Annotated in this window: 14 protein-coding genes and 1 tRNA gene; 13 read left to right on the forward strand and 2 right to left on the reverse strand. The window is 37.3% G+C overall.

The window, feature by feature from the left end; genetic code table 11:
* Genes LQV47_RS09230 through LQV47_RS09275 form a run of 10 tightly spaced genes read left to right on the forward strand, consistent with a single transcriptional unit; the run spans window position 1 to window position 8633 of the window.
* Window positions 1-333, forward strand: coding sequence for a DUF4133 domain-containing protein (locus LQV47_RS09230; protein WP_230036137.1), 333 nt, complete (start codon window positions 1-3; stop codon window positions 331-333).
* On the forward strand, window positions 330-2840 hold the full coding sequence (locus LQV47_RS09235) for a TraG family conjugative transposon ATPase (protein WP_230036139.1): 2511 nt from the start codon (window positions 330-332) through the stop codon (window positions 2838-2840). Before LQV47_RS09230 ends, LQV47_RS09235 begins: the two co-directional genes overlap by 4 nt.
* A gap of 21 nt (window positions 2841-2861) precedes the next feature.
* Window positions 2862-3494, forward strand: coding sequence for a DUF4141 domain-containing protein (locus tag LQV47_RS09240; RefSeq protein WP_202269778.1), 633 nt, complete (start codon window positions 2862-2864; stop codon window positions 3492-3494).
* A 1-nt stretch (window position 3495) separates the two neighbouring features.
* The gene (gene traJ, locus LQV47_RS09245; protein WP_230036141.1) at window positions 3496-4488 is read left to right on the forward strand and encodes a conjugative transposon protein TraJ; all 993 of its coding nucleotides are present in this window, start codon (window positions 3496-3498) and stop codon (window positions 4486-4488) included.
* A 12-nt stretch (window positions 4489-4500) separates the two neighbouring features.
* Window positions 4501-5124 carry a conjugative transposon protein TraK gene (traK, locus tag LQV47_RS09250; RefSeq protein WP_230036143.1) on the forward strand — a complete coding sequence of 208 codons (624 nt, stop codon included), beginning with the start codon at window positions 4501-4503 and terminating at the stop codon, window positions 5122-5124.
* Window positions 5125-5134: 10 nt separating this feature from the next.
* Window positions 5135-5404 (forward strand): hypothetical protein, encoded by a 270-nt coding sequence (locus LQV47_RS09255; RefSeq protein WP_230036144.1) that lies wholly within the window; start codon window positions 5135-5137, stop codon window positions 5402-5404.
* Between the two features lie 3 nt (window positions 5405-5407).
* Complete coding sequence (traM, locus tag LQV47_RS09260) at window positions 5408-6700, forward strand: conjugative transposon protein TraM (RefSeq protein ID WP_230036146.1); 1293 nt, start codon at window positions 5408-5410, stop codon at window positions 6698-6700.
* A 15-nt stretch (window positions 6701-6715) separates the two neighbouring features.
* The gene (traN, locus tag LQV47_RS09265) at window positions 6716-7612 is read left to right on the forward strand and encodes a conjugative transposon protein TraN (RefSeq protein WP_230036148.1); all 897 of its coding nucleotides are present in this window, start codon (window positions 6716-6718) and stop codon (window positions 7610-7612) included.
* Window position 7613: 1 nt separating this feature from the next.
* Entirely contained in the window at window positions 7614-8174 is a 561-nt protein-coding gene (locus LQV47_RS09270; protein ID WP_230036150.1) for a conjugal transfer protein TraO, read from the forward strand.
* 12 nt (window positions 8175-8186) lie between these two features.
* Window positions 8187-8633 (forward strand): DUF3872 domain-containing protein, encoded by a 447-nt coding sequence (locus tag LQV47_RS09275; RefSeq protein WP_230036152.1) that lies wholly within the window; start codon window positions 8187-8189, stop codon window positions 8631-8633.
* 175 nt (window positions 8634-8808) lie between these two features.
* Here LQV47_RS09275 and LQV47_RS09280 read toward each other — a convergent pair whose 3' ends face one another.
* Window positions 8809-9252, reverse strand: a complete 444-nt coding sequence (locus LQV47_RS09280; protein ID WP_230036154.1) for a JAB domain-containing protein — start codon at window positions 9250-9252, stop codon at window positions 8809-8811.
* 810 nt (window positions 9253-10062) lie between these two features.
* Here LQV47_RS09280 and LQV47_RS09285 point away from each other — a divergent pair.
* Window positions 10063-10275, forward strand: coding sequence for a hypothetical protein (locus LQV47_RS09285; protein WP_230036156.1), 213 nt, complete (start codon window positions 10063-10065; stop codon window positions 10273-10275).
* A gap of 100 nt (window positions 10276-10375) precedes the next feature.
* Window positions 10376-11938 carry a recombinase family protein gene (locus LQV47_RS09290; protein ID WP_230036158.1) on the forward strand — a complete coding sequence of 521 codons (1563 nt, stop codon included), beginning with the start codon at window positions 10376-10378 and terminating at the stop codon, window positions 11936-11938.
* Here LQV47_RS09290 and LQV47_RS09295 read toward each other — a convergent pair.
* Window positions 11904-11977: transfer RNA gene (locus tag LQV47_RS09295), tRNA-Arg, on the reverse strand. The two genes, LQV47_RS09290 and LQV47_RS09295, sit on opposite strands and share 35 nt — an antisense overlap.
* Before the next feature lie 59 nt (window positions 11978-12036).
* On the opposite strand from LQV47_RS09295, the gene LQV47_RS09300 reads away from it, so the two are divergent.
* Window positions 12037-13083, forward strand: coding sequence for an ABC transporter substrate-binding protein (locus LQV47_RS09300; RefSeq protein WP_230036160.1), 1047 nt, complete (start codon window positions 12037-12039; stop codon window positions 13081-13083).
* Window positions 13084-13091 lie beyond the last annotated feature (8 nt).

The raw sequence follows: 13091 nt of genomic DNA on the forward strand, positions 1-13091 counted from the left end.
ATGAATAGCTATCACATTAATAAGGGAATAGGCAGGACGGTAGAATTTAAGGGTCTTAAAGCACAATACCTTTTTATTTTTTCAGGCGGACTATTAGGGATACTTGTATCCGTAATGATCATGTATATGGCTGGCGTTAATATGTATCTGTGCTTAATTCTTGGAGGAGCCAGCAGTGGACTTTTGATCTGGCAGACCTTCGCACTGAATAGAAAATACGGTGAGTACGGTCTGATGAAAGCAGGCGCCCGCAAGAAACATCCCAAATATATCATCAGCCGTAAGAGTATTTACCGGTATCTGAAAACTAACCGTAAAAGAGCATACGTATGAGAAATTCTTCCAAAGCAGCAACGTTGGAGAGTAAATTTCCATTGCTTGCGATTGAAAATGATTGCATCATTTCAAAGGACGCTGATGTTACGATTTGCTTTAAAGTAAAACTTCCAGAACTGTTTACCGTTGCTTCCGCTGAGTACGAAGCTATGCATTCCGCCTGGTTCAAGGCGATTAAAACACTGCCTGATTTTACGGTCGTCCATAAACAGGACTGGTTTATTAAAGAAAACTACAATCCTGATTTATCGAGAGAAGATCAGAGTTTTTTGTCAAAATCATTTGAAAGGCATTTCAATGAGAGACCCTTTTTAAATCATTACTGCTACCTGTTCATTACAAAAACCAGTAAGGAAAGAATGCGGATGCAGAGCAACTTCTCATCTCTCTGCAAAGGCAGGCTGATTCCCAAAGAGATTAAGGATAAAGAGGTAATCAGTCGTTTTTTTGAAGCGGTCGACCAGCTGGAGCGGATCATGAATGACAGTGGTTACATTCATTTGGAAAGGCTGACTGAAGATGAGATCTCAGGAACCCGCGAAAGATCAGGACTATTGGAACAGTATCTTACTTTATCACGAGATACTCATCCATCATTACAGGATATTAAGCTCGGATCTGAAGAAATGCGGATTGGTAACAATCGCATCACTATGCACACCTTATCGGATACAGAAGATCTGCCCGGTACTGTTACATCTCACAGCCGTTATGAAAAGTTAAGTACAGACCGCAGTGACTGTCTTCTGTCATTTGCTTCTCCCGTAGGACTTCTGTTAAGCTGTAATCACATTTATAATCAGTATTTGTTCATTGACAACAGTGATGAGAACCTGAACAAGTTTGAAAAATCTGCTAGGAACATGCATTCGCTTGCACGGTACAGCAGAGCCAATCAGATCAATAAGGAGTGGATTGAAAAGTATCTGAACGAAGCTCATTCTTTCGGTCTGCAATCTATCCGCGCTCATTTCAATGTCATGTCATGGTCCGATAATCCTGCTGAGCTAAAGCAGTTAAGAAATGATACAGGCAGTGCTTTAGCATTAATGGAATGTAAACCCCGTCATAATACAACCGACACAGCAACATTATATTGGGCAGGCATTCCGGGGAATGCAGGCGATTTTCCAAGTGAAGAAAGCTTCTACACATTTATTGAACCTGCTCTATGTTTTTTCACTGAAGAAACCAACTATCAGGATTCGCCTTCACCATTTGGGATTAAGATGGCTGACCGCCTAATGGGAAAGCCTATTCACCTGGATATTTCAGATCTGCCGATGAAGCAGGGGATTATCACCAATAGAAATAAGTTTATCCTTGGTCCTTCAGGCAGCGGTAAATCTTTCTTTACCAACCATATGGTACGACAGTATTATGAGCAGGGCGCTCATGTTCTTCTGGTGGATACCGGAAATTCCTACCAGGGATTATGTGAACTGATTAAAGGTAAAACCAAAGGAGAGGACGGGGTATATTTTACTTATACAGAAGACAATCCTATTGCCTTCAATCCATTCTATACCGATGACGGAATCTTTGACATCGAAAAAAGGGAGAGTATTAAAACATTGATTCTGACACTATGGAAAAGAGATGATGAACCACCGACCCGTTCAGAGGAGGTGGCCCTTTCCAATGCAGTCAGCGGATATATTGAAAAGATTAAATCCAATGATCAGCATCCTTCTTTCAACGGTTTCTACGAGTATGTAAAAGAGGATTATCAGAAAGTTCTGGAGCAGAAGAAAGTGAGAGAAAAGGACTTTGATATTGCCAACTTTCTCAATGTGCTGGAACCTTACTACAGAGGAGGCGAATATGACTATCTGCTCAATTCAGAAAAGCAGCTTGACTTATTATCCAAACGTTTTATAGTTTTTGAAATCGATGCCATTAAAGATCATAAAATTCTGTTTCCCATTGTGACCATTATCATCATGGAAGTTTTCATCAATAAGATGCGAAGACTTAAAGGAATCAGAAAGCTGATCCTTATCGAAGAGGCCTGGAAAGCCATTGCAAAGGAGGGAATGGCAGAGTATATCAAATATCTTTTCAAAACAGTCAGAAAATTTTTCGGAGAAGCTATTGTGGTGACTCAGGAAGTTGATGACATCATACAATCACCGATTGTGAAGGAAAGTATCATCAACAATTCGGACTGTAAAATCCTTCTCGATCAGCGTAAGTATATGAACAAGTTCGATGACATTCAGGCCATGCTGGGATTGACTGATAAGGAAAAAGCTCAGGTACTTTCTATCAATATGAACAATGATCCACGAAGATTGTATAAGGAAGTCTGGATTGGATTAGGAGGAACGCACTCTGCGGTCTATGCGACTGAAGTTTCTACCGAAGAATATCTGGCTTATACTACTGAAGAAACAGAAAAGATGGAAGTGATGAATCTTGCATCAGAACTTGATGGGAATGTCGAACATGCCATCAAGCGGATTTCTCTAAAGAGAATCAAATCGAATACGAAAGACAATTAAATCATTTAAAATTTTACAACAATGAAAAACTTAATCATCAAAACCATGATGGTAGCATTCTTCACTACCGTAACATTTGCACAAGCGCAATTTGTCGTAACAGATCCTGCTAATCTGGCATCCGGAATTCTGAATTCAGCCAACGAAATTGTGCAGACTTCATCAACCGTTTCCAACGTCGTTAAGAACTTCAATGAGGTCAAAAAGGTGTATGAGCAGGGCAAAGAATATTACGATAAGCTTAAAGCGGTCAACAACCTTGTCAAAGATGCCAGAAAAGTTCAGCAGACTGTTCTTTTGGTGGGTGATGTTTCTGAAATGTATGTGAATAATTTCGGTAAAATGCTGAATGACCCCAACTTCAGTGCTCAGGAATTAGCTTCTATTGCCAATGGTTATTCTGCGCTTCTTACAGAAAGTACGGAGCTATTGAAAGAGCTGAAGGAGATTATTACTTCCAGCGGCTTATCACTTAATGATAAAGAAAGGATGGATGTTGTTGACCGGGTGTATAAAGAGGTTAAAGCGTATCATAATCTGGTAAGATACTACACCAACAAGAATATTTCGGTCAGCTACCTGAGAGCTAAAAAACAAAACAATACCCAAAGGGTGTTAGATCTTTACGGAACCTCGAACCAAAAATACTGGTAAAATGGAACCTAACAACTTACACGAAGTACTGCGTACCGTATATGAAGAAATGATGCCGATGTGCGCCGATATGGCGGCTGTCGCAAAAGGAGTTGCAGGTTTAGGCGCTTTGTTTTATGTGGCATTAAAAGTCTGGCAGTCATTGAGCCGTGCGGAACCTATTGATTTGTTTCCCATGTTGAGACCATTTGCCATTGGCATCTGCATTATGTTTTTCTCGACATTGGTTTTAGGAAGTTTGAATGGGGTGATGAGTCCCATTGTTCAGGGCAGTCATGCCATGCTGGAAAATCAAGTAATGGATATGAATGACCTCCAGCAAAAGAAAGATCTTTTGGAGCGTGAAGCCATGCTTAGAAACCCAGAGATGGCCTATTTGATTTCCAATGAAGAATTTGACAAAAAGCTGGAAGAGCTGGGATGGTCACCTTCAGATTTGGTCACGATGTCCGGAATGTATATTGAACGGCAGATGTTTGCCATCAAGAAAGATATCAGAGATGGTTTTCGGGAGTTTCTTGAAATATTGTTTCAATCGGCAGCCTTAGTTATTGATACCATCAGAACCTTCTTTCTGATCGTACTATCAATCTTGGGACCCATTGCATTTGCGATTTCAGTATGGGATGGCTTTCAGACCACTTTAACCCAATGGTTGACCAGATATGTCAGTGTTTACCTATGGCTTCCTGTTGCGGATATATTCAGTGCGATTCTTGCCAAAATACAAACCTTGATTTTAGAACGGGATATCGAAATGCTGGCAGATCCTACCTTTATTCCTGATACTTCCAATACGGTGTACATCATCTATATGGTGATTGGGATCATAGGCTATTTTACGGTACCAACAGTGACAGGCTGGGTGATTCAGGCAGGAGGTGCCGGTAATTTTATGCGTAATGTAAACCAGACCGCTTCAAAGTCCGGCAATGTTGCGGGAGCCGCAGTAGGTTCGGCAACAGGAAATATTTCGGGAAGATTATTAAAATAAATATACAGTTCTATGGAATTTAAAACTTTAAGAAATATTGAGAACAGCTTCAAGCAGATTCGTTTGTTTACGTTTGTTTTTGCGGTGTTATGTTTTGGTGTGGTAGGCGTGGTCGTATTCAAGTCCTACCAGTTTGCAGAAGAGCAGCGTCAAAAGATCTATGTGTTGGATAACGGTAAATCATTAATGGTAGCGCTATCGCAGGATATGTCGATTAACAGGCCTGTGGAAGCGAGAGAGCATGTAAGACGATTTCATGAATTGTTCTTCACAATCGCTCCTGATAAGAATGCTATTGAAAGCAATGTAAAAAGGGCTTTCAATTTGGCTGATCAATCTGCATTTAACTACTATAAAGACCTTCAGGAAAAAGGTTACTATAACAGGATCATTTCAGGAAATATTCAGCAGAGGATTGAAGTGGACAGCGTTGTTGCGAACTTCGAAAGTTATCCTTATGCCGTAAAAACGTACTCCAGGCAGTTCATTATCAGATCCAGCAATCTTACCATCAGAAATTTAATCACCTCCTGTTCATTGGTTAATTCTGTACGGTCTGACAGCAATCCGCAGGGATTTACCATTGAAAAATTCAACGTGCTTGAAAATAGAGATGTAGAAACGGTTGAACGCTAAAAGGAAAGTAATGAAAAAACTAAGAGATACAATCGAAAATTATGTTGTAAAGGTTGAAAGTCGTTGGAAAGTTCTTCCGGTAGAGCGTCAAAGGTTCCTGACCAAGGTTTTCTTCGGTAGTTATGTTGTGCTGACGATTATTGTCATTATCAATGTCTGCATTTCTACAGGCCAAAGAAGTAATACGATGTCTATTGATCACATTGATGGAATTTCTAAGAAAACTTTCGAAAAAGATTCAGGACAGAATGATACAGTAAACTCACCAACAAAAGAATAGAGAATGAAAGATTCAGAGAAAATTAAAATCACAGAAAATGATCTTCCTCAAAATGAGTTGAACGATCATCCGAAAGTCCAATGGGAGAGACTGAAAAAGCCTATCATCTATCTTTTGATGGCTGCCGTATGTGCAATTTGCTTATATCTTATTTTTAAACCAAAATCTAATAATACCATTGCTGAAGAGGCAGGATTTAATGCGGACATTCCGCAAGCAAAAGATAGACATCTGCAGTCGGACAAACAAAAGGCTTACGAACAGCAGCTTTTGGAAAAAAAAAATGAAGAGAAAAGAAATGCGTTAACGGACTTATCAGACTATTGGAATGACCAGAACACTCTACATTCTACTAGTAATCCTTCCGCTTCAATTTCTAATACGAGTACTCTTCAGCAATCCGATCAGAATGCCGTGAACAGTTACCGCAATGCACAGCAGACTTTGGGTTCATTCTATAGCAAGGACGATTCTGAAGTCAATAACCTGAGGAAAGAAATTTCAAGACTAAAGAATGAAGCGATGCAAAACAATTCTGTTCCCGTAGGCCTTGGTATGAATGACCAGTTAGAACTGATGGAAAAATCATATCAGATGGCTGCTAAATATCTTCCAACAGCTCCAAAGCAGAAAGAGTCTGAATCAAAAGAAGATGTTGAAAAGCCTGTTGAGAAGAACATTACACTGACATCGGTAAAACCGGGGCATTCCAGTGTTGTTTCCTCGCTATACAGAGAGCCGTCTGACAGTGCTTTTATTACAGGTTTGAATAAGAACAGGTTTTATAACGCTCAAAATGAAAAAACGATTTTAGGCCAATCTAAAAATGCAATTAGAGGTATGGTCTATGAGACTAAGAGATTGGTTAATGAAAGTACATTATCTATAAGGCTTTCAGAAGCGATGCAGCTCGGAAGTATTGAAATTCCTCCAGGCACTATGCTGGTTGCAGCAGTTAAATTTCAGGCTGGAAGACTTCAGTTAAAAATCTCTTCCATCCAATCTCAAGGTAATGTCTATCCTGTGGAAATCAATATTCATGATAATGATGGACAATTGGGATTATACGTTCCGTATTCACCGGAGCGGAATGCAATAGGTGATATTGTTGCCAACATGAGCCAGACTTCAGGCACCAATATTATGATGACCCAATCGGCAGGACAACAGGTTGCAGCTGATCTGAGCAGGGGAGTAGTGCAAGGATTGTCGGGTTATTTTCAAAAAAGAGTGAGACAATTAAAAATCACTGTAAAAGCTGGCCATCAGGTTTTACTCATGCCCAAAAATAACTAATAAAAAAATTAAAGAATGAATACGCAAAAGAGCCATTATATTCTCATAATACTATTGCTTCTATTGGCAAGCAAGGTATTGGGTCAGGATTCCGTGATGACTTATGTTTCATTGGAACAGGCTAAGCTGGAACCTTTCAGGTTGCAGGTTACTTACAGTAAAACGACCCATCTGGTATTTCCTTCATCTATACGGTATGTTGATCTTGGAAGCGATCTGTTGGTTGCCAATAAGGCAGAGCCTATCGGCAATGTTCTCAGAGTCAAATCTGCAGTCAGAGATTTTGAAGAGGAAACCAATTTTTCGGTTATTACTGAAGATGGAAAATTTTACAGTTTCGATGTTTTTTACAGTGCATCTCCTGATATCCTCAGTTACGATCTTGTAAAGATGGAGAGAAACACTGAAAATTCAACCGATGTACTTTTTGAAGATCTCAAAGGAAGCTCTTCATCTTTCACAGAATTGATTATGGAAAACCTGTATCGTAAGAGCAAAAAAGAAATAAAGCATATTGCAGCAAAGAGCTTCGGTATTCAGTTTTCTGTTCGTGCATTACATGTCAATGACAATAAATTCTACTTTACCCTGCAAGTTGATAACAAAAGCAATGTAGAGTATGATATTGAATTAATCAATTTTAAAATTGTAGATAAGAAGAATTTAAAGAGAACTGTTATTCAGGATAAGCTGTTACAACCAACCAGGATTTATTCGCCGGTGATGACCTCAAAACATAATTCGAGTGTAACAGTTGTTTATTTACTGGAGCAGTTTACCCTGTTAAAGGATCAGGTGTTAGAAATTGAAGTTCTGGAAAGAAATGGAGGGCGGCATCAAAAAGTTCAACTTGAGAATAAGGAGCTGATCAATGCAAGACTGATCAATAGTTTAAATTTTAAAACCAATTGAGATGAACAAATTATTGATAGCAATACTTTTCATAAGTACAATGAATGTAAAATCATTTGCCCAGCAGATGATTCCCGGACAAACCGGTGTTGAAATTTCCTATTCAGTATTTCCAAAATCTCCTAAAAAGCAAAATTATATAGTAAGTATGGGGTTTGTTTCTTACGTAAAGAATGGGAATTACTTTTTTGGTCTGGCAGAATATAGCAGGAAAAATTATAAATACACCAACTATGCTATTCCGATAGATACATTTCTGCTGGGCGGTGGCTACAGCTTTTATGTATGGGGAGATTTCATGAGAAATGTCAATCTTAATCTAGGAATTGGAGCACTGGTTGGTTATGAGCAGGTTAATGGAGGTAATGAATTAATTTACGATGGCTCAATGCTTAGCTCTGCAGATCAACTTATTTATGGTGTGGGTGGTAAGTTGTTGCTTGAAAGCTATCTGACGGAACATTGGGTATTTCTTGTGAACGGGCAGCTGCGCTTTTTAAAAAATAGTCAAATGGCACAGTTTCACCCTCTGTTGGGTTTTGGAATAAGATATAATTTTTAAAAATAATATAAAATGAAAAATATAATTAGTAATAAAATTAAAACACTATTCAAGTTTTCTTTAATACTGTACATTATCGGATTACTTGTTCAATCTTGCCAGAAAGATGATTTAGAAATTCAGCAGAATTTTCCTTTTGAAGTGTCTGTTATGCCGGTTCCTAAGGACATAGCTAAAGATGATTATGTTGAGATACGTATTACAATACTTCCTGAAGGTAATTTTTCTGACACGAAATATTATCTGAGGTATTTTCAGTTTGAAGGAACAGGAAAGCTGCAGTATTATAATACAAAGCCCTATTTTCCTGATGATAGCTATCCTCTTTATGAGAAAGAGTTCAGATTGTATTATACTTCAACCTCGGAAGTTTCACAATCATTTACGGTATGGATCTCTGATAGTTTTGGAAATGAGAAGAAAATTGAATTTCAGTTTAACAACAAAAAAATAGAATAACAAATCAAGTGTCTTTAGCTGATAAATTTTTGATAAAAGGGGAGAATTAGAATTATGTTTTAATGCTTGCGAAAAGATGGTTGACCATTGAAGGGCAATCACCTTTTCGCGACGTCACAAGAATCCAGGCCGATTATTGGCTCTGGATTCTTTATTTTTCAAAAGGTTAAGATTCTTATAATATACCTTCATCTGCGAAAGAGAAGGAGTCCATAGAGGTTATTATACAATGATCCAATAAATTAATATTTAATAGTTGTCCTGCTTCCTTTATTTTCTGTGTAATGTTTATGTCCTCACGGGAAGGTGCCAGGTTACCGGAAGGGTGGTTATGAGCTATAATAAATGACACGGCATTGCATAATAAAGCTCCCTGCATAATAATTCTTATATCAACCAGAGAAGAGGTAATCCCGGATTCTGATATTTTTTGTATTCCTAAAACCTTATTGGCCTGATTCATATACATTGAATAAAATGACTCTCTGTAATCGATCTGATCTGCATCAAAATGTTCCCGGAAAATATCTGTAGCATCCTGTGAGTTCAGTACTTTTTTTTCGGTATTTCCTTTTCTTGTATAGATTAATTTGATCTCATTCACTATATTATATTTCATTGTTATTGCTCTGAGCACGGCAGAGCCTTGTATTTCCCGTACTTAAGTTAAACAGCATTTATTTAAAATATGATTGAACTGCTCCGTACCTGTTTTATTAGGTCAAAAGCTTTTCAATCTTCTCTCCTTCCTTTTCTCTCCAAGCCTTGTCAGGCTTTAATCAATATTTTTCAAAAGAAAACCGGAAAAAAGAAAGCAGATATGAAGTGTTGACAATGAAAAAAGTCAAAAGGAAACGGAATAATTGGAGGGTACCTTGAGGGAGGAAACCGTTTATGCCGTAGTCTTTTGAGGGCACAAGCGATGGCTGGCAACAATACCTTAGCTGCCTTTTTACCGATTTTTTCTGAAAAAAAATAGAAATTATGCTATCCATCCCTGTAAAGAACAATTATGAAAACTGTTGATAATTTGAGTTAGGATATGATTTCGTACTACCGGACACCTTATTTAAATATATTATTAGATTATAAAACTTGCCTTTATCGGCAAAAATCCATAAATTTTCTTTCGTTTAATTATCAATTTTTGCCGATAAAGGCATTGTAAAATATTTAAGAAGACTATTTTTCGTGTTGCTACTAGAATCCATTTTAATTATTTGCTCCAATCCTTTTTTAAATAACAGTGATCAAGCAAATTAATATTTGTTCTTGCATATCTTACAAAAATTAGATGTTTTTGATGGAAAAAAGCTATGGTTAATTAACTTCAACAGAACGCCATCATATCCATTCTGAAGACATTTCAATACATCCCAGGATTGATGATCTATATTAATAATGATTTATAATCATTAAGCCAATCATCATGAAAAAACATAAAGAACATAGTAAGGGATCATATTCGGGCGTCAAAAAATATATTCCATCTATTGAATTAAAGAGAATTCCTCCTGATAAAGCCTTGTCAGTTCTGAGAAAGTCGGGTTATGATGTAAACGAGGAACAATCAGAAGAAATAATGGAGTTTTTATATATTGTTGTAAAACTTACCCTTAAAGAATTTTTTACATCTGACTGATTATTTGTATTTTAGTGACATATTAGAATGATGAATTTCTACGGTGACTTTTTTTTCAGTGTTACCACCTAAAATTTTTTTTAATGAAATCATCAACACTATGAATATAGCAGATCTATACATCCGAGTCTCCACTGATGAACAGGCTGAAAAAGGCTATTCCCAGAGAGATCAGAACGAGAGACTACGTAAATATTGTGAAAACAACAATATATTAATCAACAAGGTCATTTACGAAGATCATTCAGCCAAGAGCTTTGAACGCCCTGAATGGAAAAAATATCTGATTGAAATCAAAAAGAGAAGTCATAAAAGCAGTCTTGTTCTGTTTACGAAATGGGACCGGTTTAGCCGTAATACTGGAGATGCTTATCAAATGATCAGCCTTCTCCAGAAAAACCACATCATTCCTCAAGCCATTGAACAACCGTTGGATATGTCAGTTCCTGAAAATAAGTTGATGTTGGCAATTTATTTATCAACCCCTGAAGTTGAAAATGATAGAAGAGCCTTGAATACATTCCATGGAATGAGAAGAGCAAAAAAGGAGGGGCGATTGATGGGAATAGCTCCTTACGGATATGTTAACAGAAGTCACGAAGATGGTAAAAAGTATATTGCCATAAAAGAACCGGAGGCTTCAAATATTATATGGGCATTTAATGAGATTTCGAAAGGGCATATTCCTGCTGACCATGTGAGATTGCAAATGAATAAAAGAGAGGGTGTTTCTATGTCGAGAAGCGCATTTGCCAAAGCCATGAGAAATCCGGTGTATTGCGGTAAGATTTATATAGAAGATTATAAGCAGGAAGAAGCTTATTATATTGATGGAAAACACGAAGCGTTAATTAGCGAAAGACTGTTTTATCAAGCGCAGCAGATCATGGACAAAAAAAGAAGAGTAGAAGGTCCGGGAGGACGTGTATTTGGAAATGACCGTTTTCCGCTTCGAGGTCTTTTGATCTGTCCGAGATGTGGAAAGAATCTTACTGCAAGTGGTGCCAAAGGTAAATCTAAAACCTATTATTACTATCACTGCCATTATAAGTGCGGGTTTAGATTTAACTCCGAAAGATTAAATGAACTGTTTGAAAATGAAATTTCAAAATTGGAATATAATCCAATGATCAAAGACCTGATGAAAGAGATCCTTTTAGACAATTATAAGCAGTTCACTTACGATATAGATGTGAAAAGAAAATCTATTTCAAAAGAGATCAGTTTGCTCAATGAAAAAATTTTTAATGCGAGGGATAAATATCTCGCCGATAAGTTAGATGAAGATGATTATAAAGAGATAAAAATGCTCACAAAAACCCAAATCGAACAGCTAGAATTGGAACTTCAGCACATTGTCTCAGAAAGTAAAGAACTTGACATCAAGACAAAAATAGAAAACGCTCTAGATTCAATGGAAAACCTTTCAAACCTTTACCAGCAGGGTGATCTGCTTACAAAAAGAACGATAGGGTGTTTAATATTTCCTCAAAAAGTCGAATTTGACGGAAAAAGTTTTCAAACACCTAAAATGAATATTGTTGCTCAATGTATCTACCAGTATAACAGTGGATTAGGAAATAAAAAAAACCGACATAAGAGAGTGAAAACTTCTAATGTCGGTCTAGTGACCTCGACAGGATTCAAACCTGTAACCTTCTGAGCCGTAATCAGATGCGCTATTCAGTTGCGCCACGAGGCCGGTGTTACCTTGTTGTTTAAGGGTTTGCAAATATAGCACTTTTTTCTTTTCTTTGAAAGATGAAACAAAGAATTTTACTTCTATTCACGGTTTTTTCGCTAATTGCCTGTAAAAGAGAATCAAAAATTTCGTCCTTAGATTGGACCCATATCTCCAATCGTACCCAATTTAAAGAGCATGACGGGGCTCTGCAACTGAAATCGGGAAATTTTACCTATAATTTTAATAAAAACCAGACTCCTTTTAAGAAAATCATCCTGTTAAATGCGAGTATGGCTGGCTATATTTCAGCCCTTGGAGCAGAAAACCTAATCATTGGAGTTTCAAGTCCGGAGTATATTTATTCGGAAAAAATTCTGAACCTGCTTAAAGAAGGAAAGATCCAAAATGTAGGGAGTGAGCAGAAATACGATGTAGAGAAGATTATTTCTATGAAACCGGATGCTATTTTTACCAATCATATTGCAAGTTTCGATAATACATACGAACTGTTAAAAAATAACGGAATTCAGGTGATATTTCTCGATGAGTACATGGAGCAGCAACCCTTGGAAAAAACAGCATATATAAAGCTTTTCGGAGAATTTTTAGGAAAAGAAAAAGAAGCGGAGGCAACATACCAGGAAGTGGAAAAGAATTATGGTGATCTGAAAAAGCTGGCATTAAAAGCAAAAGAAAAACCTGTTGTTTTAGCTAATGAAATGTATGGTAATGTATGGTATCTTCCGGGGGGTAATACCTCTGTTGCCCATTATATTGCTGATGCCAATGCTTCCTATATCTTAAAGGACAATAAAGATGAAAAGGCTTTAACGATGAGCTTTGAAGAAGTCTACGCAAAAACAGGCAATGTACAGTATTGGGTGAATGCAGGAAGCCACGCTTCTAAAAAAGAAATGCTGAAAATGAATGCTTTCTATGGAAAACTGGATGTATTCAATAAAGGGAAAATATATACCATTGCCGGAAAAGAAAAACAAAAAGCCAATGATTTCTTTGAAAGTGGAGTGGTGAGAGCAGATCTTATCCTTAAAGATTATATTAAAATCTTCCATCCCGAACTTCTGCCGGATTATCAGCTAACCTATATGAAAGAGTTGCAGTAACTCGTACT

The organism is Chryseobacterium sp. Bi04, assembly GCF_918698085.1.
Lineage (GTDB): Bacteria > Bacteroidota > Bacteroidia > Flavobacteriales > Weeksellaceae > Chryseobacterium.